Annotated in this window: 20 protein-coding genes, 1 tRNA gene and 1 other RNA gene; 16 read left to right on the top strand and 6 right to left on the bottom strand. The window is 72.2% G+C overall.

The genetic code is table 11. The annotated features are described in order from the left end of the window. The first annotated feature begins 121 nt into the window (after nt 1-121). From aceB to menC, 11 genes are all read left to right on the top strand, one after another. Nucleotides 122-1,720: a malate synthase A gene (aceB, locus tag ACWGO8_RS02890; protein ID WP_452041631.1), complete on the top strand. Its 1,599-nt coding sequence runs from the start codon at nt 122-124 to the stop codon at nt 1,718-1,720. After that, on the top strand, nt 1,717-2,979 hold the full coding sequence (locus tag ACWGO8_RS02885; protein WP_452041630.1) for a DUF6986 family protein: 1,263 nt from the start codon (nt 1,717-1,719) through the stop codon (nt 2,977-2,979). Before aceB ends, ACWGO8_RS02885 begins: the two co-directional genes overlap by 4 nt. Before the next feature lie 40 nt (nt 2,980-3,019). Further along, nucleotides 3,020-3,865: a bifunctional allantoicase/(S)-ureidoglycine aminohydrolase gene (locus ACWGO8_RS02880; protein ID WP_452041629.1), complete on the top strand. Its 846-nt coding sequence runs from the start codon at nt 3,020-3,022 to the stop codon at nt 3,863-3,865. 8 nt (nt 3,866-3,873) lie between these two features. Further along, nucleotides 3,874-5,277, top strand: coding sequence for an allantoinase AllB (gene allB / locus ACWGO8_RS02875; protein WP_452043507.1), 1,404 nt, complete (start codon nt 3,874-3,876; stop codon nt 5,275-5,277). Continuing rightward, complete coding sequence (gene uraD / locus ACWGO8_RS02870; protein WP_452041628.1) at nt 5,267-5,761, top strand: 2-oxo-4-hydroxy-4-carboxy-5-ureidoimidazoline decarboxylase; 495 nt, start codon at nt 5,267-5,269, stop codon at nt 5,759-5,761. Before allB ends, uraD begins: the two co-directional genes overlap by 11 nt. Next, nucleotides 5,758-6,114 carry a hydroxyisourate hydrolase gene (gene uraH / locus ACWGO8_RS02865; RefSeq protein ID WP_452041627.1) on the top strand — a complete coding sequence of 119 codons (357 nt, stop codon included), beginning with the start codon at nt 5,758-5,760 and terminating at the stop codon, nt 6,112-6,114. The genes uraD and uraH overlap by 4 nt, the downstream gene beginning before the upstream one ends. Before the next feature lie 2 nt (nt 6,115-6,116). After that, nucleotides 6,117-7,016 (top strand): factor-independent urate hydroxylase, encoded by a 900-nt coding sequence (gene pucL, locus ACWGO8_RS02860; protein WP_452041626.1) that lies wholly within the window; start codon nt 6,117-6,119, stop codon nt 7,014-7,016. 725 nt (nt 7,017-7,741) lie between these two features. After that, the gene (locus ACWGO8_RS02855) at nt 7,742-8,443 is read left to right on the top strand and encodes a hypothetical protein (RefSeq protein WP_452041625.1); all 702 of its coding nucleotides are present in this window, start codon (nt 7,742-7,744) and stop codon (nt 8,441-8,443) included. Nucleotides 8,444-8,712: 269 nt separating this feature from the next. After that, nucleotides 8,713-9,987: a saccharopine dehydrogenase family protein gene (locus ACWGO8_RS02850; protein WP_452041624.1), complete on the top strand. Its 1,275-nt coding sequence runs from the start codon at nt 8,713-8,715 to the stop codon at nt 9,985-9,987. Beyond that, on the top strand, nt 9,984-10,823 hold the full coding sequence (locus ACWGO8_RS02845; RefSeq protein WP_452041623.1) for a GNAT family N-acetyltransferase: 840 nt from the start codon (nt 9,984-9,986) through the stop codon (nt 10,821-10,823). The genes ACWGO8_RS02850 and ACWGO8_RS02845 overlap by 4 nt, the downstream gene beginning before the upstream one ends. Beyond that, complete coding sequence (gene menC, locus ACWGO8_RS02840) at nt 10,823-12,049, top strand: o-succinylbenzoate synthase (protein ID WP_452041622.1); 1,227 nt, start codon at nt 10,823-10,825, stop codon at nt 12,047-12,049. The genes ACWGO8_RS02845 and menC overlap by 1 nt, the downstream gene beginning before the upstream one ends. Before the next feature lie 34 nt (nt 12,050-12,083). Here the strand turns inward: menC and ACWGO8_RS02835 are convergent, their stop codons facing one another. Both ACWGO8_RS02835 and ligD read right to left on the bottom strand, forming a co-directional pair. Continuing rightward, nucleotides 12,084-12,938, bottom strand: a complete 855-nt coding sequence (locus ACWGO8_RS02835) for an aminoglycoside phosphotransferase family protein (RefSeq protein ID WP_452041621.1) — start codon at nt 12,936-12,938, stop codon at nt 12,084-12,086. Nucleotides 12,939-12,978: 40 nt separating this feature from the next. Further along, the gene (gene ligD / locus ACWGO8_RS02830; protein WP_452041620.1) at nt 12,979-14,223 is read right to left on the bottom strand and encodes a non-homologous end-joining DNA ligase; all 1,245 of its coding nucleotides are present in this window, start codon (nt 14,221-14,223) and stop codon (nt 12,979-12,981) included. 125 nt (nt 14,224-14,348) lie between these two features. Between ligD and ACWGO8_RS02825 the strand changes: the two genes are divergently transcribed. From ACWGO8_RS02825 to ACWGO8_RS02815, 3 genes are read left to right on the top strand one after another with little or no spacing between them, the layout of a single operon-like run. Beyond that, nucleotides 14,349-14,846, top strand: coding sequence for a hypothetical protein (locus ACWGO8_RS02825; RefSeq protein ID WP_452041619.1), 498 nt, complete (start codon nt 14,349-14,351; stop codon nt 14,844-14,846). A gap of 25 nt (nt 14,847-14,871) precedes the next feature. Continuing rightward, nucleotides 14,872-16,800 (top strand): helicase HerA-like domain-containing protein, encoded by a 1,929-nt coding sequence (locus ACWGO8_RS02820; protein WP_452041618.1) that lies wholly within the window; start codon nt 14,872-14,874, stop codon nt 16,798-16,800. Then, a complete protein-coding gene (locus tag ACWGO8_RS02815; protein ID WP_452041617.1) occupies nt 16,797-17,501 on the top strand; it encodes a GNAT family N-acetyltransferase in 705 nt (234 codons plus the stop codon). The genes ACWGO8_RS02820 and ACWGO8_RS02815 overlap by 4 nt, the downstream gene beginning before the upstream one ends. A 70-nt stretch (nt 17,502-17,571) precedes the next feature. On the opposite strand, the gene ACWGO8_RS02810 is transcribed toward ACWGO8_RS02815, so the two are convergent. The 4 genes from ACWGO8_RS02810 to ffs form a co-directional block, all read right to left on the bottom strand. After that, the gene (locus tag ACWGO8_RS02810) at nt 17,572-18,039 is read right to left on the bottom strand and encodes a hypothetical protein (protein ID WP_376956271.1); all 468 of its coding nucleotides are present in this window, start codon (nt 18,037-18,039) and stop codon (nt 17,572-17,574) included. Nucleotides 18,040-18,576: 537 nt separating this feature from the next. Next, nucleotides 18,577-19,038 (bottom strand): hypothetical protein, encoded by a 462-nt coding sequence (locus tag ACWGO8_RS02805; RefSeq protein WP_452041616.1) that lies wholly within the window; start codon nt 19,036-19,038, stop codon nt 18,577-18,579. Nucleotides 19,039-19,365: 327 nt separating this feature from the next. Continuing rightward, nucleotides 19,366-19,453: transfer RNA gene (locus ACWGO8_RS02800), tRNA-Ser, on the bottom strand. Next, nucleotides 19,451-19,547, bottom strand: an RNA gene (gene ffs / locus ACWGO8_RS02795) — signal recognition particle sRNA small type. The genes ACWGO8_RS02800 and ffs overlap by 3 nt, the downstream gene beginning before the upstream one ends. A 233-nt stretch (nt 19,548-19,780) precedes the next feature. On the opposite strand from ffs, the gene pta reads away from it, so the two are divergent. Further along, nucleotides 19,781-21,997 carry a phosphate acetyltransferase gene (gene pta, locus ACWGO8_RS02790; RefSeq protein WP_452041615.1) on the top strand — a complete coding sequence of 739 codons (2,217 nt, stop codon included), beginning with the start codon at nt 19,781-19,783 and terminating at the stop codon, nt 21,995-21,997. Then, entirely contained in the window at nt 21,994-23,202 is a 1,209-nt protein-coding gene (locus ACWGO8_RS02785; RefSeq protein WP_452041614.1) for an acetate/propionate family kinase, read from the top strand. Before pta ends, ACWGO8_RS02785 begins: the two co-directional genes overlap by 4 nt. Nucleotides 23,203-23,223: the final 21 nt, after the last annotated feature.

The raw sequence follows: 23,223 nt of genomic DNA, 5'->3' as shown, positions 1-23,223 counted from the left end.
TTCGGAGTCTACGCCGCCGGGTTCCCGGCGATCCGGTTACGCCGCGATCGCATCTGCGCCAAGATGAGGCTGAGCGTGTGGAGCATCATCCCGCAGCAGCCCGGAGGGGAGCGGCAGCCGCATGACCATCGAGATCGCCAGCGCCACCGACGTCGCGGGCGGCGACGAGATCCTCACCGACGACGCCCTCGCGTTCGTCGAGGAGCTGCATCACCGGTTCGACGGCCGCCGTCGCGAGCTGCTCGCCGCGCGCCGCGCCCGCCGCGACCGGATCGCCGCCGGGGAGCCGCTCGACTTCCTCGCCGAGACGCGCGAGGTGCGCGAGGGCGACTGGCGCGTGCCGCCGCCGCCCGAGGCGCTCACCGATCGTCGCGTCGAGATCACCGGCCCGGCGTCGCCCGAGAAGATGGCCATCAACGCGCTGAACTCGGGCGCCCGCGTGTGGCTGGCCGACCTGGAGGACGCGTCGAGCCCCACGTGGGAGAACGTCGTCGGCAGCGTGCGCAACCTCCGCGACGCCGCCCGCGGCACGCTCGCCTGGACCTCGCCCGAGGGCAAGGCGTACGCGCTCCGGGACGACGTGCGACGCCCGACCGTCGTGACGCGTCCGAGGGGCTGGCACCTGCCCGAGAAGCACCTGCTCGTCGACGGCGAGCGCGCGTCGGGATCGCTCGTCGACTTCGGCCTGCATTTCCTCCACACCGCGCAGCAGCTCATCGAGAACGGGCACGGCCCGTACTACTACCTGCCCAAGCTCGAGAGCCACCTCGAGGCCCGGCTCTGGAACGACGTGTTCACGTATGCCGAGGAGCGCCTCGGCATCCCGTACGGCTCGATCCGCGCGACCGTGCTCATCGAGACGATTCCCGCTGCGTTCGAGATGGACGAGATCCTCTCCGAGCTGCGCGACCACGCCTCGGGACTCAACGCCGGGCGCTGGGACTACCTGTTCAGCATCATCAAGGTGTTCCGCGACGCAGGCCCCGAGTTCATCGTGCCCGACCGTGCGTCGGTGTCGATGACCGCGCCGTTCATGCGCGCCTACACCGAGCTGCTCGTGAAGACGTGCCACCGCCGCGGCGCGGTCGCGATGGGCGGCATGGCGGCCTTCGTGCCGAACCGCGCCGACCCCGAGGCCACCGCCGTCGCGTTCGAGAAGGTGCGCGCCGACAAGACCCGCGAGGCGAACGACGGCTTCGACGGGTCGTGGGTCGCCCACCCCGACCTCGTGCCCGTGTGCCGCGAGGTCTTCGACGGCGTGCTCGGCGACCGGCCGAACCAGCTCGACCGGCAGCGGCCCGAGGTCGACGTGTCGGCGGCCGAGCTGCTCGACGTCGCCTCGACGGGCGGCACGGTCACCGAGGCGGGCCTGCGCACGAACCTCTCGGTGGGTGTCGCCTACACGGCCGTGTGGTTGTCGGGCAACGGCGCCGTCGCGCTGCACAGCCTGATGGAGGATGCCGCGACGGCCGAGATCTCCCGTTCGCAGGTGTGGCAGCAGCTGCGACACGATGTCGTGCTCGCCGACACCGGGCGCACGTTGACGCCCGACCTCGTGCGCGAGGTGCTCGACGAGGAGGTGGCCGCCCTGCGCGCCGACGTGCCGCCCGACCGGTTCGCCGCCTACTACGAGCCCGCCGCGCGCCTCGTGGCCGACCTCGTGCTCGCCGACGGCTACGTCGACTTCCTCACGCTCCCGGCCTACGAGCTGCTCGAATGAGCGCGCGCACCGCCCTGTCACCCGTCGTGCTCGCCGCGATCGAGGCCCGCCTGGCCCAGACCGATCGGCTGCTCGCGACCGCCTATCCGGGCGACGACGGCTCGCGGCAGCCGGTGCACACGGTGTACGTGCCGGGCGACCGGTACACGCCCGAGCTGCCCGTCGAGTGGGGTCGCGATGCGCAGGACGCGCTCGCGTCGGCGGGCGGCGCCGAGGCGCTCGGTCTCGACGTCGGCCTCGCCCCGGCGATCGCCGCGCAGGTCGCGCCGCTCGTCGACCGCAAGCTCGGGCGCGAGCCCATCGAGGACCTGCGCATCGACTTCGAGGACGGCTACGGCGACCGGGCGGACGACGTCGAGGACGCGGACGCGGTCCGTGCGGCGAAGCGGGTCGCCGCGGCCACGGGCGCGCACTTCGCGCCGCCGTTCATCGGCATCCGGTTCAAGTCGTTCGAGGCGCCGACGCGGGCTCGCGGCATCCGCACGCTCGACCTGTTCGTGACCACCCTCGTCGAGCAGGGCGGTCTGCCCGACGGCCTGCGGCTGACGCTGCCGAAGGTGTCGACGGTCGCGCAGGTCGAGGCGATGGCCGACGCCCTCCGCGCGCTCGAGCGGGTGCACGGGCTGCCCGAGGGGCGGCTGCGGTTCGAGGTGCAGGTCGAGACGCCCCAGCTCGTGCTCGGGGCCGACGGCGTGGCACCCGTGGCGCGCCTCGCGCTCGCCGCGCCCGGACGCATCGCCGGGCTGCACTACGGCACCTACGACTACAGCGCAGCGGTGGGGATCGCCGCCCCCTACCAGTCGCTCGAGCACCCCGCCGCCGACCACGCCAAGGCCGTCATGCAGGTCGCGGCCGCGGGCACCGGCATCCGCCTGTCCGACGGGTCGACGAACATCCTGCCGATCGGCGACCGCGCCCACGAGGCGTGGCGGCTGCACGCCCGGCTCGTGCGCCGGGCCCTCGAGCGCGGCTTCTCGCAGGGCTGGGACCTGCACCCGGCGCAGCTGCCGACCCGCTTCCTGGCGACCTACGCGTACTACCGCGAGGGCTACCCCGAGGTGTCCGCCCGCCTGCGGCACGTGCGCGACCGCACGACGGGGGCGGTGCTCGACGAGCCCGCCACGGTGCGCGCGCTCGCGGGCTTCGTGCGCCGCGGCGTGCAGAGCGGCGCGATCACCCCCGCCGAGGTCGCCGCCGACACCGGCCTCGACGCGACGGCGCTCGCCGAGTGGGCGAGCCCGAGGCGCACGACGACGTGAGCGGATGCCGCGACGCGCGGCCGACGGACGAGGAGGTCCCATGAGCTACTACACCCCGCCGGGCGGGCTGCCCGCGCAGTCGGAACTGCTCACCGACCGCGCCATCGTGACCGAGGCGTACACGGTGATCCCGAAGGGCGTGCTGCGCGACATCGTGACGAGCAGGCTGCCCGGCTTCACGCGCACGCGGTCGTGGATCCTCGCCCGGCCCATCGCGGGGTTCGCGACGACCTTCGCGCAGCTGATCGTCGAGATCGAGCCGGGCGGCGGCGCCGAGCGCCCCGAGTCCGAGACCGGCGTCGAGGGCGTCGTCTTCGTGACGGCGGGCGAGCTCACCCTCGACGTCGACGGGGAACGGGATGTGCTGGGTCCGGGCGGTTACGCCTACCTCGCCGCGGGCGCACCCTGGTCGATCGCGAACGAGGGCGACGCGCCCACGTCGTTCCACTGGATCCGCAAGGCGTACGAGCCCGTCGAGGGCATCCCCGCGCCGACGTCGTTCGTCACGAGCGACGCCGACGTCGCACCGCGGCCGATGCCCGACACCGACGGCGCCTGGGCGACGACCCGGTTCGTCGACCCCGACGACCTCGCGCACGACATGCACGTGAACATCGTGACGTTCCAGCCGGGCGGGTCGATCCCCTTCGCCGAGACGCACGTCATGGAGCACGGCCTGTTCGTGCTCGAGGGCAAGGGCGTCTACCGGCTCAACGGCGACTGGGTCGAGGTGGAGGCGGGCGACTTCATGTGGCTGCGCGCGTTCTGCCCGCAGGCCTGCTACGCCGGTGGCCCGGGGCCGTTCCGGTATCTGCTCTACAAGGACGTGAACCGGCAGGTGCGGCTCACCGGCCCCGAAACCAGGAACGCGAGCCGCTGGGGGTGAGCGAGCGGATGCCCCACGCCGACGTCGCGCGGACCGAGTCCGCCGCGGCATCCGACGACGCCTTCGACCTCGTGCTCGTCGGCGAGCAGGTGCTCGTCGACGGGGCGTTCGCGCCCGCCGAGGTCGGCGTGCGCGACGGGCTCGTGGCGCGGATCGCGGAGGTCGGCGCGGGGCTCGTCGGCGGTCGGACGGTGCGGCTCGGCGACGACGAGGTGCTCATCCCCGGGCTCGTCGACACGCACGTGCACGTCAACGAGCCGGGGCGCACGGAGTGGGAGGGCTTCGCCTCCGCGACGCGCGCCGCAGCTGCGGGCGGCGTCACGACGATCGTCGACATGCCGCTCAACAGCATCCCGCCGACGACCTCGGTCGACGCACTCGCCGTGAAGCGCGCCGCCGCCGAGGGGAGGGTGTTCGTCGACGTCGGCTTCTGGGGCGGCCTGGTGCCCGGCAACGAGGGCGACCTGCTGCCCCTCGTCGGCGAGGGCGTGTTCGGCTTCAAGTGCTTCCTCGTCGACTCGGGAGTCGCGGAGTTCCCACCGGTGTCGGCGGAGGAGATGGAGCGCGCGATGGCCGTGCTCGCCGAGGCCGGCTCGCTGCTCATCGTGCACGCCGAGGATGCCGCGATCATCGACGCGGCGCCGCACCCGCACAGCGGCGACTACGCCGACTTCCTCGCGTCACGGCCCCGCGCCGCCGAGCACGCCGCGATCTCGGCGGTCATCGAGGCGGCGCGCCGCACGGGCGCGGACGCCCACATCCTGCACCTCAGCTCGGCGGACGCGCTCGGGCCGATCGCGTGGGCGAAGCACGACGGCGTGCGGATCACCGCCGAGACGTGCCCGCACTACCTCGTGCTCGCCGCCGAGGACGTCGCGCCGGGGGAGACGGCATTCAAGTGCTGCCCGCCGATCCGCGAGGGCTCGAACCGCGACGCGCTCTGGCGCGGGCTCGTGGAAGGCGTGATCGACCTCGTCGTGTCCGATCACTCGCCCGCGCCCGCGTCCCTGAAGCTGGCCGGGAACGGCGACTTCGCCGAGGCGTGGGGTGGCATCGCGTCGCTGCAGCTCGGGCTGCCGATCGTGTGGACCGAGGCGCGGCGCCGCGGCATCCGCCTCGAGCAGGTGGTCGAATGGATGTCGGCGGCGCCCGCGCGACGGGTCGGGCTCTCGGGGAAGGGCGCGATCGAGGTCGGCCGGGCCGCGGACCTCGCGGTGGTCGCCCCCGACGAGGCGTTCACGGTGGATGCCGCCGAACTGGAGCATCGGCATCCGATCTCGCCGTACGACGGTCGCGAGCTCGTCGGCCGCGTGCGGACGACGTACCTCGCCGGCGAGCCCGTGGATCGCGAGGCGCCTCGCGGACGCCTGCTGCGGCGGGCACGATCGGAGGGTGGCGGCGATGTCGCTTGACGCGTTCAACGAGGCCGATCGCGATGCGGCGATCGCCAAGCTGCGGCCCTGCCTCGACATCGACCGCTGGTGCGAGCAGGTGGCGGACGCGCGTCCCTTCGGCTCGGTCGACGAGCTCGTCGCCTGGGCGGAGGTGGCCGCCTCGCCGTTCACGCCGTCCGAGGTCGAGGGAGCGCTCGCGCACCATCCGCGCATCGGCGAGCGCCCGACGGGGGCGAGCACCGAGGCCTCGATGTCGCGCTCGGAGCAGTCGGGCGTCGACCCGGCCGACGCCGAGGTGGCCGCCGCGCTCGCCGCGGGCAATCGCGCCTACGAGGAGCGGTTCGGGCGGGTGTTCCTCATCCGCGCCGCGGGCCGGTCGTCGCGCGAGATCCTCGACGCCCTCACCGAGCGGCTCGGGCACACGCCCGCCGAGGAGGACCCCGTCGTCGCCGACCAGCTCCGCCAGATCGCCGTCCTCCGGCTGAAGGGACTCGTCGCATGAGCGCCGCCACCCCGTCCGTCTCCCGCGTCACGACCCACGTGCTCGACGCCACGTCCGGCCGACCGGCCGAGGGCGTGGCCGTCGAGCTGCTCGCGTTCGACGGCGTCTCGTGGCGGTCGGTCGACACCGCCGCGACCGACGCCGACGGCCGGGTGACCCGCATCGGCGGCGACGAGCTGCCCGCCGGCGACTACCGGCTGCGGTTCGAGACCGGCGCGTGGTTCGCCGAGCGCGGCATCGAGACCTTCTACCCCGAGGTGGTGCTCACGTTCACCGTCGCCGACGACGGCCGCCACGTGCACGCGCCCCTCCTGCTGAGCCCGTTCGCCTATTCGACCTATCGAGGGAGCTGACCATGTCCGAGCCCGGCATCGTCCTCGGCGTCAACCAGTACGGCAAGGCCGAGGTGCGCGTCGTCAAGGTCACGCGCGACACCGCCCGCCACGAGATCGACGACCTCAATGTCACGTCGCAGCTCCGTGGCGACTTCGCCGCGGCGCACCTCGAGGGGGACAACTCGCACGTCGTCGCGACCGACACGCAGAAGAACACGATCTTCGCCTTCGCCCGCGACGGGATCGGCTCGCCCGAGGCGTTCCTGCTTCGCCTCGCCGACCACTTCACGAGCTCGTTCCCCTCGGTGACCGGCGGACGCTGGGAGGCCGAGCGCTACGGGTGGGAGCGCATCGTCGCGCACGGCGCCGAGCACGACCACGCGTTCGTGCGCAGTGGACAGGAGGTGCGCACGGCCGTCGTGGTCGCCGACGGCGACGAGCGGCACGTCATCGCCGGCCTCAAGGACCTCACGGTGCTGAAGACCACCGCCTCGGGCTTCGAGGGCTACCCGAAGGACCGCTACACGACCCTCCCCGAGACGCGCGACCGCATCCTCGCCACGGACGTCGCCGCACGCTGGCGCTACGGCACCGTCGGGATCGACTACGACGCCCTCTACGCGAGCGTGCGCGCGCTGCTGCTCGAGGCGTTCGCCGAGCGCTACTCCGCCGCGCTGCAGGCGACGCTCTTCGACATGGGCCGCCGCGTGCTGGAGGAGCACCCCGAAATCGCCGAGATCCGCTTCTCGATGCCGAACAACCACCACTTCGTCGTCGACCTCTCGCCGTTCGGGCTCGACAACCCCAACGAGGTCTTCTTCGCCGCCGACCGCCCCTACGGCCTCATCGAGGCCTCCGTCGAGCGCGAGGGCGTCCCGAGCCCGGCGGCGGCCTGGGCGGGCATCGCGGGCTTCTGCTGACGGATGCCGCGGGCCCGCGGCATCCGCACGTCGATCGGCCCTCGGACCCACCTCGGGATCCCCGCTCGTGACTCCAACCGCCGAGCTCGCCACGTTGCGAATGCAGGAAGAACCCGTCGTTCCACGGCCTGTCGTGGCGTGACCCGCCGCACATCCCCGACTTCTTCCTGCATCCGGGCGGGGCCACCTGTCCTCTCGGGCACCGATGCCGCAGGCTCGCGGCATTCACCCGGTGACGTCGACCTACCCCCGGAATCCCGCTTGGCTGAACCCGTCGCGTTGCGATTCAGGAAGAACCCGGTGTTCGGCAGCGTGTCGTGGCGTGACACACCGCACCTCCCCGACTACTTCCTGCATCCGGGCAGGCTGACTCGTCCTCCCGTGCACGGATGCCGCGACTCGCGTCCACCGAAGTGCCGGCCAGGACGACACGCGGTCGGTCGACGCAACACGATATCGGGATGCCGCAGCTCCTCACCGAACTCGCTCGCCTCGGTCACGTCGCTCGTGTGCGGACGTTGCGTGCGCGGGGTGTCTCCGAACGCGTGATCCGTTCCGCGATCGCAGCGGGCGTCGTGGCGCGACCCCGGCACGGATGGGTCGCGTCTGGCGCTGCCGACCAGGATCAACTGCGGGGGATCGCCGTCGGCGGTCGGCTCGGATGCTCGAGCGCGCTCCGGCGGTACGGGGTCTGGGCTGGCGACGACCTCCGTCTCCACCTCCACGTGCCACGGACCGCGTCCCGGCTGCGCGCGGAAGCGGAGCCTGCGTGGTCGGGGAACGTCGGGGTGTGGCATCCGTCGGCGCTCGAGCGGATGCGCGGCGTTCCGCCACCGCGGCTCGCGACGGATGACCCGCCACGGGTGCATTGGGCCCGCGACCGATCCGGGCATCTCGCGCTCGACTGGATCGTGTCGCCGCACACCGCGCTCGCCGACGCGCTCCGCTGCATGGTGCCCGAGCACGCGAGCGCCGCGATCGATTCCGTGCTCCACGAACGGGTGTTGACGCGTCGGGAGGTCGATGCGGTCATCGCCGCCCTGCCCGCACCTGCGGCGGGGCTGATCGACGAGTTCACCGGCCGGACGGAGTCCGGAGCGGAGAGCCTGTTCGTGAGGCGACTCGCCGCGCACGGCTTCCACGTGGTGACGCAAGTGCCCCTCGGGGGATTCGGGCGCTACGACGGCATGATCGACGGTTGCGTGCTCTTCGAGATCGACGGCCGGGGATTCCACTCCGGTTCGGGTGAGTTCTTCGCGGACCGCGATCGCACGCTCGTGGCCCAGGTGTTCGGCGTCCCCGTCGTGCGGCCGAGCGCTCGGCACGTGCTCGAGGACTGGCCCGTGGTGCTCGCCGCGGTGACGCGCACGGTCGAGGACGCGAAGCTCGTGCGTCGAGGCCGTGGTCTCCCGCCCGTGATCTGTTGAGTTGCGTGCCGTCATCGGCCGCCCTCGGTCCGACTGAGGGACGACGAACAACGCCATCGATGACAAATGCAGGAACTTCCGCGAGCAATTCGGCGTGTCGTGCGACGGCTCGCCGTCGGTGCCGCCGAAGTTCCTGCATTCGGCCACGCACGCGGGCCCGCGGCATCCGCCGGGCACCTGCCGAACCGCCTGGACGTTCCGTGCGGCGGGAGCGGGATGCCGGACCCGCCGGCATCGACGGGTCGGCGGGGGAGCGATAGCGTCGGAGCATGCGGATCCTGCTGGTGGGTGCTGGTGGTGTGGGAGACGCGATCGCGAAGATCGCGGCTCGTCGGTCGTTCTACGAGCTGCTGGTGGTGAGCGACTACGACGAGTCCCGGGCGAAGCGCACGGTCGACTGGGTCAGGGAGCGTCACGGCGAGGAGGTCGCGGCGAGGTTCGCCACGGCGCAGATCGACGCATCCGATCCCGAGGTCGTGGCATCCGTCGCCCGTGAGCACGGCGCGACGCACGTGATGAACGCGGTGGAGCCGAAGTTCGTTCCGTCGATCTTCGCGGGCGCGCTGGAGGCCGGCGCGGACTACCTCGACATGGCGATGAGCCTGTCCGAGCCGCATCCGACCGACCCCTACGGTGAGACCGGGGTGAAGCTCGGTGACGACCAGTTCGCGCAGGCCGGCGACTGGGAGCAGGCCGGACGGCTCGCGTTGGTCGGAATGGGCGTCGAGCCAGGGCTCAGCGACGTGTTCGCCCGATACGCCGCGGATCACCTGTTCATCGAGATCGACGAGCTGGGAACCCGCGACGGGGCGAACCTCGTGGTCCGCGACGACGACGGGAACGAGATCTTCGCGCCGTCGTTCTCGATCTGGACCACGATCGAGGAGTGCCTGAACCCGCCGGTGGTATGGGAGCAGGACCGGGGCTGGTTCACGACGCCGCCGTTCTCGGAGCCCGAGGTGTTCGACTTCCCCGAGGGCATCGGCCCGGTCGAATGCGTGAACGTGGAGCACGAGGAGGTGCTCCTGATGCCACGCTGGGTGGACGCCCGACGGGTGACGTTCAAGTACGGCCTGGGTGACGAGTTCATCAACGTGCTGAAGACCCTGCACCTGCTCGGCCTCGACTCCACCACCCCGGTCCGGGTGCGCAGCGCGAACGGACCCGTCGAGGTCGCCCCGCGCGATGTCGTCGCCGCCGCGTTGCCCGACCCGGCCACGATCGGCCCGCGGATGACGGGGAAGACCTGCGCCGGCCTGTGGGTCACCGGCATCGGCACGCACGGCGACCCGCGCGAGGTCTACCTGTACCACGTGTCCGACAACGAGTGGACGATGGCCGAGTACGACGCTCAGTGCGTCGTCTGGCAGACCGCACTCAATCCCGTCATCGCCCTCGAGCTGCTCGCGAGCGGCACCTGGTCGGGCCGGGGTGTGCTCGGCCCCGAGGCGTTCGACGCGCAGCCCTTCCTCGACCTCATGGCCCGACCCGAAGCCGAGGGCGGCTACGGCCAGGCGTGGGGCATGCAGGACCGGCTCGCGTGACCGAGGCGCCGGGGCTGCCGGCGTCGGTGATCGCCGACGCCGACGCCACGGCGGATGCCGCGGACGCGCGTGCCGGCTTGCGCACGCGTCCCGCCCGTCCCGACGAGATCGCGGGCGTGCTCGCCCGGTTCGAGGCCACCTGGGGCGTCGGACGCGGACCCGACCACGCGATGATCCAGGCGATCGAGCATGCGGGCGCGACGGTGCTCGTGGCGGTGGCGGACGACGGTGAAGCCGCCGGAACCGGCTTCGCAGCCGCGCCGCCCGCCGCCCCGCTCGGCGCCGCGCTCGGCTTCCTCGGCTGGAACGACGGTCTCCACATCCACTCCCACATGAACGCGGTCGACCCCGCCGCGCGCGGCCGCGGCATCGGCCTCGCGCTGAAGCTCCGCCAGCGCGCGATCTGCCTCGCGCACGGCGTCGACGAGGTGCGCTGGACGTACGACCCGCTCATCCGCCGCAACGCCCGCATGAACCTCGTGCGCCTCGGCGCCGAGGTGATCGCGTTCCTGCCCGACTTCTACGGCGAGCTCGACGACGCGATCACGGGCTCCGACCGCAGCGACCGGTTCGAGGTGCGCTGGCGCCTCGACTCGCCGCGCACCCGTCGCGCGCTCGCCCGCGGCCCGCTGCCCGAGTGGCGGACGGATGGGCGCCTCGCGCTCGTGGCCGACTTCGAGCAGGTGCGCGCGACCGACCCCGAGGCGGCGGCGCGCCTGCGCGCGACCTCCCGCGAGGCGTTCGCGGCGCTCGAGCGCGACCCCGACCTGCGGGTCGAGCTCGACGCCGCGGGCGACTACGTCCTGACCCACGACGACCCCGACCGGGAGGCCTGATGAACGCCGTGAACGCCGTGCCCGCCATCGAGCGCATCGAGTTGCACCGCATCGAGGTGCCGCTCGTGCGACCGTTCGAGACCTCGTTCGGACGCGAGACCGTGCGCGAGGTCCTCCTCGTGCGGGTGCTGACCGACGTCGGCGAGGGCTGGGGCGAGTGCGTGGCCGGGCGCGACCCGTTCTACTCGGGCGAGTACGTCGACGGCGCGGCATCCGTCATCGAGCGCTACCTCGGCCCGGCGCTCATCGCGGGGCACGGCCGGCACGTCGACGAGCACCGAAAGGCGACGGATGCCGCGGGCGGCGCCGTCGCCGAGGGACCGGGCTCGCGCGGGGCATCCGTGCCGCTCGCGGCATCCGTGGCGCCCTCGCTCGCGTTCGTCGCCGGACACCGCATGGCGAAGGGTGCCCTCGAGGCGGCCGTGCTCGACGCCGAGCTGCGCGCGCAGGGACGCTCGATGGGCACGTTCTTCGGCGCAGAGCGCGAGTGGGTCGACTGCGGCGTCTCGGTCGGCATCGCGCCGACGCTCGAGGAGCTCATGGACGAGGTCATGGGCTACGTCGAGGAGGGGTACCGCCGGATCAAGCTCAAGATCAAGCCCGGCTGGGACCTCGTGCCGACCGGCGCGGTGCGCGAGGAGCTCGGGCCGAAGGGGCTGTTGCAGGTCGACGCGAACACCGCGTACACCGCCGACGACATCCCACTGCTCGCGCAGCTCGACGCGTTCGACCTGCTGCTCATCGAGCAGCCGTTCGCCGAGGAGGACCTCGCCACGCACGTGCGCCTCGCCGAGGCGTGCGAGACGCCGGTGTGCCTCGACGAGTCCATCGTCGACACGATCACCGCCGTCGACGCGATCGATCGCGGCGCGACCTCGATCGTGAACATCAAGCCCGGGCGCATGGGCGGGTACCTCGAGGCGCTGCGCGTGCACGACGCGTGCCGCGCGCTCGACGTCCCCGTCTGGTGCGGCGGCATGCTCGAGACGGGCGTCGGCCGCGCCGCGAACGTGGCGCTGGCCGCGCTGCCGGGCTTCACGCTGCCCGGCGACACCTCTGCCTCCGGCCGCTACTTCGCCGAGGACCTCACCGAGCCGTTCGTCCTCGGCGAGGGCGAGCACCGCGGTCAGCTCCGGGTGCCGGATGCCCCGGGCACGGGCGTCACCGTGCGCGAGGGCCTCGTGCGCGACTGGGCGGGCGCCGCCCCGGTGTCGATCTCGGGCTGACGCGCGCCGCGCCGCGGCATCCGCGGACGCCTCGCTAGGAGGACACGAGCCCCAACGCCCGCTCGCCCAGCGCCGCGGCCGATTCGGCGAGGCCCGGATCGTCGTCGAGCGTGAACCACGTCGACGAGAGCGCGCACCAGGCGACGAACCACCGCGCCATCCGCTCGGGCGGCACCCCCGTGGTCGCGAGCACCACCGCGAACTGCCGTTCGAGCCGGCCAGGGGCGAGCGCGCGCTCGTGCGACGGGTTCGTGAGCACGTTGCACGCGTCGAACGCGGCCTCGCCGAGCAGCCCCTTGGGGTCGATCGCGAGCCAGCCGCGCTCGCCGAAGTCGAGCACGTTGCCGTGGTGCAGGTCGCCGTGCAGCACGGTCTCGTCGCGGGGATCGTCGAGCAGCGCGCGGGCGATGTCGGCCCCGCGGCGGTGGAAGGCGCCGACGTCGCCGGCGTACGCGAAGAGGTGCTGGAACCACGTCCGCAGGTCGATGAGCTCGGGTGGAGAGGCCGACGCGAGCACGTCGGACGTCGCTGCGTGGATCGGCTTCGCGACCTCGCAGATGATGCGGGTCGCCTCGTCGTCGCGGCCCGCCCGCACCATGCGCACGAGGTTCCGCCCACCCGTCGCGCGCTCGACGAGGGTCGCCTCGCCCTCCCGGCGGAGCACACGTGCGACCCCGTGGCCGTCGAGCGCCGCGAGCAGTTCCGCCCCGCGCGCCTCCTCCTCGGAGTGCGCGACCTTCAGCATGACCGGCTGGCCGTCCTCGGTGCGGGCGCGGATGAGCAGGCTCGACGCCGTCGTGCGCGGATCGCCCTCGGGCCTCAGCCGCCACCGGCGCAGCCACTCGACATCGGCGGCGTACCCGGGATTGACCGGGCCGAGGTCGCTCACGAGGTCGCCCCGGCGCGGGCGGGGCAGGCGGTCGGGCGCATCAGCCGATCGTTCCGTCGGCGTTGCGGTAGCGGGCCCAGGGGTCGTAGTCGACCTCGAGCGGCTCCTGCGCGGGCCGCTCGTCCTCGGGAACATGCTGCAGGTTCACCCGGATCCGGTACCAGAGCGAGCTCGATCCGCGCATGCCGTCGACGAGCACGTCGGCCGGTTCCAGCTTCGCGACGACGTCGGGATGCCGCGAGTTCCACCGTTCGAGCCCCTCGAGCGCCTCGGGCTTGGTCTTGGCCCGCGCGATCTCGATGAGCGGCATCGTGGACTGCCGACGCCCCGACCCGTCGCCCGCCCGTGGCGGCTTCTCGGCCGGGCCGAGCTCCTCGGCGAGGGCGAGCAGCGCGTCGAGGCCGCCTGCGGCGTCGTCGATCCCCGCGTGCGGGTCGCCGCGCTCGGCGAAGCGCTCGAGCACGGTCGGCACGGTGAAGCGCTCGGGGTGCGAGCGCGGCACCTCGTCCCACTCGAGCGGCGTCGAGACGCGGGCGTCGGGCAGCGGTCGCACCGAGTAGGCGGATGCCACGGTCCGATCCTTCGCGTTCTGGTTGAAGTCGACGAACACGCTCTCGCCTCGCTCCTCCTTCCACCAGCGCGCGGTCGCGAGGCCGGGCGCCCGGCGCTCCACCTCGCGGGCGAACGTCTCGGCCGCCAGCCGCACCTGCCGGTAGTCCCAGCGCGGCTCGATGCGCACGAGGATGTGCATGCCGCGCGATCCCGACGTCTTCGGCCAGCCGACGAGGCCGACGTCCTCGAGCACGTCACGGGCGAGCATCGCGACGTCGACGATCTGCGCCCAGTCGACGCCGGGCATCGGGTCGAGGTCGATGCGGAGCTCGTCGGGGTGGTCGAGATCGGGGGCGCGCACCGGGTGCGGGTTGAGGTCGAGGCATCCGAGGTTCACGACCCAGGCGAGGGCCGCGGCATCGTTGACGACGACCTCCTCGGCCGAGTTGCCGGACGCGTAGTGGAGCGTCGCGGTCTCGATCCAGTCCGGCCGCTTCTCGGGTGCGCGCTTCTGGAAGAACGCCTCCTGGTCGATGCCCTTCACGAAGCGCTTGAGCACCATCGGGCGGCCGGCGACCCCGCGAACCGCCCCGTCGGCCACCGCGAGGTAGTACCGCACGAGGTCGAGCTTGGTCAGGCCGGGCTCGGGGAACACGACCTTGCCGGGGCTGCTGACGCGCACCTCGCGACCGTCGATCTCGAGGACCTCGGCGTCGTCCTTGGCTGGACTCACGCCTTCACCCTAGGCATGACCGCCGGGCGCGAGGAACCCCTGCGCCCGGCGTGGCGGCCTGAGGCGCTACGGTTGGCTCACGTGCGCCGCCCGCCGCACGGTGGCCGCGAGCACGGAGGACGACGATGCGCCGCCTACTGGACCTGCGCATCGTGCGCTGGGAGCTGAAGCTCGCCTACGTGGTCGGCGCACTGGTCCTCGGCTTCGTGATCGTGTCCCTGCTTGCGCTCACGCGGCTGCCCGATCCGATCATCGGGATGGTCAGGTTCGGCATCGACCTCGCGGCCATCCTCCTCGGCGCGCGGATCTTCCGGGGCAGGGGCGAGCCGATCGCACCGCCGCGAGCACCGTGGCGCATGACGGCCCGGCCACGGCTGAGTCAGGTGCTCGGCATCCTCTTCGCCGTCTTCTTCGTCGGTGGAGCGCTGGGAATGCTGCTCGACGCTCTCGGCGGCGCCTCCGGGCCAGCCGACACGGCAGGGACGACCGCAGGCAACGTGATCGCCTTGGTCGAACTCGCCCTGATCGCGGCCCTCTACCTGGGCTCCGCAGCCCGACTCCGGAGCCTCGGCGTGCCGCCGAAGGAGCCGAAGTTCACGCCGACGGTGCGCATCCGCCCCTGACGCACGCCGTCGCTAGGATCGGCACATGGCCGAAGACGCGGTGAAGCAGGCACAGGAGGCGGCCGAGGCCGCGGCGGCGGCAGCCGAGGCGCTGCAGGCGCAGGCGCAGGAGGCGATCCGCAAGGCCGAGGAGGCGGCGGCGCTCGCGCAGGCCGCGCTCGACGCGCAGCAGGCTGCCGCGGCGACGGCGACGGCGGATGCCGCGGCGACCGCCGAGACTGCGACGGATGCCGCGGCGAGCTCCGCCAACGAGGCCCTCGCCGAGCCCGCACCGACGCCGGCGCAGGCCGCACCGACCGCCCCCGCGGCATCCGGCCCGCTCGACGCCGCCCAGGTCGCGGCGATCCGCGACGGCTACGCGTTCGACGGCGCCGCGCTCGAGATGGGCGCCCTCGTGAACGGCGAGCCGCTCGCCGACGTGCCCGTGCGCATCCCGCTCGCCATGACGAACCGCCACGGCCTCGTCGCGGGCGCCACGGGCACGGGCAAGACCCGCACGCTGCAGGTGCTCGCCGAGCAGCTCGCCGCGAACGGCGTCGCGGTCTTCGCCGCCGACATCAAGGGCGACCTGTCGGGCATCGCGACGCCGGGCGAGGGCAACGAGAAGCTGCTGAAGCGCACCGAGGGCATCGGACAGGCGTGGACCGCGGCATCCTTCCCCGTGGAGTTCTTCTCGCTCGGCGGCATCGGCCGCGGCGTGCCGATCCGCGCGACGGTCGCGGGCTTCGGGCCGCTGCTGCTGAGCAAGGTCCTCGGCCTCAACGACACGCAGGAGTCGAGCCTCGGGCTCGTCTTCCACTACGCCGAGAACAACGGCCTCGCGCTCCTCGACCTCGAGGACCTGCGCGCGGTGCTGCAGTACCTCACGAGCGACGAGGGCAAGGCCGAGCTCGAGGGGCTCGGCGGGCTCTCGAAGGCGACCGTGGGCGTGATCCTGCGCGAGCTCGTCGCGTTCGCCGAGGCCGGCGCCGACGTGTTCTTCGGCGAGCCCGAGATCGACACCGCGGAGTTCCTGCGCGTGGCATCCGACGGTCGCGGAATCGTGAGCCTCCTCGAGGTGCCCGGCGTCGCCGACCGCCCGGCGCTCTACTCGACGTTCCTCATGTGGCTGCTCGCCGACCTGTTCAACGACCTGCCCGAGGTCGGCGACCTCGACAAGCCGAAGCTCGTGTTCTTCTTCGACGAGGCGCACCTGCTCTTCAACGACGCGTCGAAGGACTTCCTGACGCAGGTCGTGCAGACCGTGCGGCTCATCCGCTCGAAGGGCATCGGTGTCTTCTTCGTCACGCAGACGCCCAAGGACGTGCCAGCCGACGTGCTCGCGCAGCTCGGCTCGCGCGTCCAGCACCAGCTGCGCGCGTTCACGCCCGACGACGCGAAGGCGCTGCGCGCGACGGTCTCGACCTACCCGAAGTCGGGGTACGACCTCGAGGAGGTGCTCACCACGCTCGGCACGGGCGAGGCGATCGTCACGGTCATGAACGAGAAGGGTGCACCGAGCCCCGTCGCGTGGACCCGCCTCCGGGCGCCGCAGGCCCTCATGTCGCCGACGCCCGACGCCGCGATCGACGCCGCGGTCGCCGGCTCGCCGCTCCAGGCGAAGTACGGCACCCCGGTCGACCGCGAGTCGGCGCACGAGCTCCTGACGGCCAAGATGAACGCCGCCGCGGCCGCCGCGCAGGCCGCCGAGGATGCCGCGGCGAGGGCCAAGGCCGACGCCGAGCTCGCGAAGCAGCAGGCCGCCATCGAGAAGCAGCGCGCCAAGGAGGAGAAGGCCGCCCAGGCCGAGTACGACCGCCTCATGAAGCGCACCTCGGGCACGTCGCGATCGACCTCGTCGCGCTCGCGATCGGCCGACAAGTCGGTGCTCGAGCAGGTGCTCGGCTCCAAGGCCACCCGCGACGTGCTCACGAGCGTCGTCGAGGGCATCTTCGGCACCCGGCGGCGCCGGTGACGGGCGAGCGCGCGGATGCCGCGGTCGGCGAGCCGCGGGTCGCGGAGCCGACCCCGGGGCATCCCTTCGACGAGCTCAGGACACCGCCCTTCATCCGTCCCTACCGGCGCGACGATCGCGACGCGGTGTTCGAGATCTGCCTGCGCACCGCGGCGGGCGGCGGCGACGCGACCGGCGTGTACTCCGACGACGCGCTCATGCCCGAGGTGTTCGCCCTGCCGTACGTGGAGTACGACCCCGGGCTCGCGTTCGTCGTCGACGACGGGTACGGGCGCGCGCTCGGCTACATCATCGGCGTGGCCGACACGCGCGCGTTCGTGGACTGGTGGGGACGCGAGTGGGGCCCCGCGTTCCGCACACGGCATCCGCACGCCGGACCGCCGACGGGCCGCAACCCCGACTACACCGAGGAGCAGCTGCTCGCCGCCGGCGCCGATCCGACGCGCATGCTGATCCCCGACCTCGACGCGTATCCGGCGCACCTGCACATCGACCTGCTGCCCGACCTGCAGGGCCAGGGCTTCGGTCGCCGGCTCATCGACACGCTCCGAGCAGCGCTCGCCGAGCGCGGGGTCGCGGCGCTGCACCTCGGCATGGATCCGGCGAACACCGCTGCGCGGGCGTTCTACGACCGGCTCGGCTTCCACGAGCTGCCGTCGAGCAGGCCCGACGCTCCGCTGCTGGGCATCGCGACGAGCTGACGCGGCATCCGTGCGCCGTCGACCTCGCGGCATCCCGTTCGCGTGAACCGCGAAGCGGCTGCCTGAACGGTCAGCGGCTGAGCGACCGGCGCTCGAACCAGTAGAGCAGCTCGGGGTCCGTCTGCCGCAGCTCGGCGAGCGTCACCGGCTCGTGGCGTACGGTCTCCTCGGTGTTGAGGATGCGGGCGACGCGATCCATGGTGGCCGTGTTCCAGAAGCGGCCGCGCATGCGGAACACGCCTCGGCCGTTGCGGCTGACGACGAAGAGCTCGTGCGACGTGTCGAGGCTGTTCGAGCGGTAGAGCTGCACGCGCAGCACGCCGGCGATGTCGCGCGCGGCCACGGTGTACGTGCCGCCGAAGAACCCGCGCTCGACGATGCCGTACGAGCTCAGGGAGGCCTGGGTGCGCTGGTAGGCGATCCACGCGGCGATGATGAGGCCGGCGATGATCGCGGCGGTCCACGCCACGACGGGCCAGGCGCCGCTCGGATCGAGCAGCCAGAGCTCGGCGGCCAGGAGCGGAAGCACCAGCGCCACGAAGGGGAGTCCGATGCTCCACCCGAGAGTGCGACGCGGCCTCAGGGTGAACACCCTGAGGCCGTCGCCCCTTACTGTCGACGGCCCGGCGGAGGAGCCCCCTGCGTCCCCACTCCTCGTGTCCATCGGTGCCGTTGACATCTCTCACATCATCGAACGACGGGCGTGGAACCGCTATTCGGCATTAATGAGGACACGGCGGACGGCGGGACGCGCGTCACTCGCCTGATGGCGACCCGAGGAGCGGGCTCACCTCGGGAGCAGCACCACCGCCACGATGAGGATGAGGACGACGGTCCCCAGGAAGGTCAGCAGCAGCCAGGCCGCTTTCCTGTTGCTCAGCGGTTCGGGGATTCGGGCTTTCGCCGGTTCGTTCAGTCGTCCTGCTCCAGTGGCTTCGGATCGCGCGGTGATCTTCGACGGTCGGCGACCGAAGACCTCATGTCTACCCTCTTGGGGGGCGGGGAAGAGAGCCCTTGACGTGTCCCGGGAACCGTGCAGTCGTCCGGTCCTGGCGTCGGATGCGGTTCGGATGGACTACCCGTGGTTCGAAGCGCGTGGTGAGAAGTCGATCCCGGATGCCTCGTCGATCACGTGGCTCGCGCGCTCCGCCGCGCGCGTGGCCAGTTCGGCGGCATCCTTCGCCTGCGCGGAACGCGTCGTCGCCACCAGCTTGCCGATGTCATCGAGGATGCGGCCGATCTCTCCCGCGAGTCCATGCTTCAGCTCGTGCAGGTTGGTGTTCGTGATGATCAGTCTCCGGTCGGCGACCGCGAGTGAGACCCGGGGGTAGCCGGCGGTGGCGAGCCGCTCTTCGACGGAGCGCTCCTTGAGCAGGTCGATCTCCTGAGGAAGGGGTCGACGGGTGAAGACCGCCATGACCGTGTAGTCGTCGGGCGCTTCGGCGGTGCCGAGGGACGGCGGGAGCTGGTCGATCAGGATGTGGTCGACGGCGAACGGCGCGAATCGGTCCGCCACCCTGTCCGAGGTGTCGGACATCAGTCGGCCGATCCGTCCGCGGGAGCGGCAGGACGCCACGCGGCGGTTGCACTGTCCAACCAGCGCGTCCGGCTGGCCGCGCCGGCGGCGAAGGCGGCCCAGAACGTCTCGGAACGATGCCGGTCGTCGGACACGTCGGCTGTCGGGTTCGGTGGGCGAGGAACGGTGGCGGGATATGTGCTCATCTCCGGAGCGTACGTCCCGGACATGTGCGAGCTCACAGCTTGTCGCCGCAGCGCTGCGCACGATCCGTTCGACGTCCGGAAGAGGACGGACTCGAACTCGCCGATGAGCGCCGGGCTGCGGTCGATCCTGCGTGATACTGCGTGGCGGAGGATGGGGGATTCGAACCCCCGAGGGCTTTCACCCAACACGCTTTCCAAGCGTGCGCCATAGGCCACTAGGCGAATCCTCCTGGGACCCCTCACGCACCCGCCAGAGCCCGGTTACCCTTGCTGCGTCTCCGCCCTGGGGGAGTTGGCCTGGATGGCGCCACGTGAGGAGCCTGGGCCAGTCTACCCGAGCCGGAGGGGCTCGATGAACGCGGTCGCCCGCGGCATCCGTTCGTCCGATGATGCAGGAAGGATCTGCGTCGCAGTCGGCGTGTCGAGGTCCGACGCGCCGCGGTGGCGACGGAAGTTCCTGCATTCGCGATCGGGAGCCGATGCGTCGCCCTGCCCGCGCTGGGATTTCACCCGGAAGACCCGGCACCCGCGGCATCCGTCGCCCTAGGCTGGAGCCCGTGGCGCACCGCATCTACATCTGCTCGGCCGAGGGGAACACGGGGAAGTCCACCGTCGCACTCGGCGTGCTCGACACGCTGGCCCGTCGCGCGACCCGCGTCGGCGTGTTCCGGCCGATCGCCCGCACGACCGAGGAGCGCGACTACGTGCTGGAGCTGCTGCTCGCGCACGACGGCGTGGTGCCGCTCGAGTACGAGGATGCCGTCGGCGTCACGTACGAGGACGTGCACGCCGATCCCGACCAGGCGCTGGGCACGATCGTGCGGCGGTTCAAGGCCGTCGAGGAACGCTGCGACGCGGTCGTGATCATCGGCTCCGACTACACGGATGTCGGGAGCCCGACCGAGCTCGGCTTCAACGCGCGCATCGCCGCCAACCTCGGCGCTCCCGTGCTGCTGGTGCTCGGCGGTCGCGTCGACCAGGGGCGTGCGCCGTCGGAGCGCCTCGGACACGCGGAGTCGCGCACGGCCGACGAGCTCGCCCAGCTGACCGAACTCGCCATCGAGGAGCTCGCGCGGGAGCACGCGAGCATCCTCGGCATCGTCGTGAATCGCGCCGACCCCGATCGGCTCGACGAGATCGTCGAACAGGTGGGCGCGGCGGCGCGATGGGACATCGACGCGGTCACCGGGCGGCAGGCGCTCGCCAAGGAGTCCATCGCGGTGTGGGCGATCCCCGAAGACCCGTTCCTCGTCGCACCGTCGATGCGCTCGATCATGCGCGCGGTCGACGGCGACCTCTACGCGGGCGATCCCGACCTGCTCGAGCGCGAGGCGCTCGGCGTGGTGATCGCCGCGATGTCGATGGACCACGCGCTCGAGCGCCTCATCGAGGGCTCGGTCGTGGTCGTGCCGGCCGATCGCAGCGAGGTGCTGCTCGGCGTGCTCACGGCGCACGCGTCGGCGACGTTCCCGTCGATCGCGGGCATCGTGCTGAACGGCGGCTTCCCGCTCTCCGACGCGGTGGAGCGGCTCATCGAGGGCCTGAAGGCCGGGCTCCCGATCATCCGCACCGAGCTCGACACGTACCACACGGCCCTCGCCATCACGCAGACCCGCGGACGCCTCGCCGCCGAGTCGCAGCGGAAGCGCGACACCGCCCTGGCGCTCTTCGAGAAGCACGTCGACGAGCACGCGCTCCTCGACCTGCTCGACGTTGCTCGGCCCGAGGTCGTGACGCCGCTCATGTTCGAGTACGGGCTGCTCGAGCGTGCACGCCGCGCACGCAAGCACATCGTGCTGCCCGAGGGCTACGACGACCGCATCCTGCGCGCCGCGGCGACGCTGCTCGCGCGCGACGTGGCCGACCTCACGATCCTCGGCGAGGAGATCGAGATCCGCTCGCGCGCCATCGGGCTCGGCCTCGACATCTCGCGCGCGACGGTGCTCTCGAACCACGACCACGTGCTCGTCTACCGGTTCGCCGACGAGTACCACCGCCGCCGGCAGCACAAGGGCGTGACGCTCGAGCAGGCGCGCGACACCGTGCAGGACGTGTCGTACTTCGGCACCATGATGGTCGCGCTGGGGCTCGCCGACGGCATGGTCTCGGGCGCGGTGCACACGACCGCCCACACGATCCGGCCCGCGTTCGAGATCATCAAGACCCGGCCCGGCGTCGATGTGGTGTCGAGCGTGTTCCTCATGGCGCTCGCCGACCGCGTGCTCGTCTACGGCGACTGCGCCATCGTGCCCATGCCCACGTCCGAGCAGCTCGCCGACATCGCGATCTCGTCGGCCGCGACCGCGGAGCAGTTCGGCATCGAGCCGCGTGTCGCGATGCTGTCGTACTCGACCGGCGAGTCGGGCTCCGGCGAGGACGTCGAGAAGGTGCGCCGCGCGACCGAGCTCGTGCGCGAGCGCGCCCCCGAGCTCGCGGTCGAGGGCCCGATCCAGTACGACGCCGCGGCCGACGCGGCCGTCGCGCGCACGAAGCTCCCCGAGTCGGATGTCGCGGGCCGGGCGACGGTCTTCATCTTCCCCGACCTCAACACGGGCAACAACACCTACAAGGCGGTGCAGCGCTCGGCCGGCGCGGTCGCGATCGGCCCGGTGCTGCAGGGCCTCAACAAGCCGATCAACGACCTCTCGCGCGGCGCGCTCGTGCAGGACATCGTGAACACCGTGGCCATCACGGCGATCCAGGCGGCGGAGTCCGGTGGTCGAGGCGCGCCCGGCGAATCCGCCCGCGAATCGAGACCCGAGGGCGCGTCGTGAGCGTCGTCCTGGTCATCAACTCGGGCTCTTCGTCACTGAAGTACCAGCTCATCGAGGTCGAGGGCGGCACGACGCTCGCCACCGGGCTCGTCGAGCGCATCGGCGAGGCGGGCGGCGGCCACGCGAAGCACCATGACGAGACGACGGATGCCGCATCCGGCACGTGGGAGGCCGACGTCGACGTGCCCGACCACTCGGCCGCCTTCGACGTGATGCTCGACGCCTTCGCGAGCACCGGACCGTCGCTCGAGGCGAACGCGCCGGTCGCGGTGGGGCATCGCGTCGTGCAGGGCGGCGCCCGGTTCTTCGAGCCGACCGTGATCACCGACCTCGTGAAGATCAATATCGACGAGCTCGCGCCTCTCGCGCCGCTGCACAACCCCGCCAACCTCGAGGGCATCGAGGCCGCGCAGCGCGCCTTCCCCGACGTGCCGCACGTCGCGGTGTTCGACACGGCGTTCCACCAGACGATGCCGCCCGCGGCATACACGTATGCGATCGACCGCGCCGTCGCCGCGAAGCACCGCGTGCGTCGCTACGGGTTCCACGGCACCTCGCACCGGTACGTCTCCCGCGCGGCGGCCGAGTTCCTCGAGCGGCCGATCGAGGAGCTGCGCATGATCGTGCTGCACCTCGGCAACGGCGCGTCGGCGTGCGCCGTCTCGGGTGGTCGCTCGGTCGAGACGAGCATGGGCATGACGCCGCTCGAGGGGCTCGTCATGGGCACGAGATCGGGCGACCTCGATCCCGCCGTCCTGCCCTACCTGCAGCGCCGCGCCGGCTACGACGCGAGCGGGATCGACGACCTGCTGAACAAGCACAGCGGCATCCTCGGCCTCGGAGGCCACCGCGACATGCGCGACCTCGTCGCCGCGAGCCAGGACGGCGACGACGCGGCCACGCTCGCGCTCGAGGTGTACACGCACCGGATCCGTTCGTACGTGGGGGCGTACGCGGCGCAGCTCGGACGCGTCGACGCGATCGTGTTCACCGCCGGCGTCGGCGAGAACGCGGCGCTCGTGCGCGAGTGGTCGCTCGGCGGGCTCGAGGGCTTCGGCGTCGAGCTCGACGTCGAGCGGAACCGCGAGCGGGGGAGCGGAGCGCGGCGCATCTCGACGGATGCCTCGCGCGTCGCCGTGCTCGTCGTGCCGACGAACGAGGAGCTCGAGATCGCGCGGCAGACGCTCGAGGTCGTCGAGGGCTGAGCCCGGTCGGCGAGAAGCGCC

It is taken from the genome of Agromyces sp. NPDC055661, from assembly GCF_053618135.1.
Note: the sequence above shows the minus strand (reverse complement) of the source record. Positions and strands in the feature narration are given on the sequence as shown.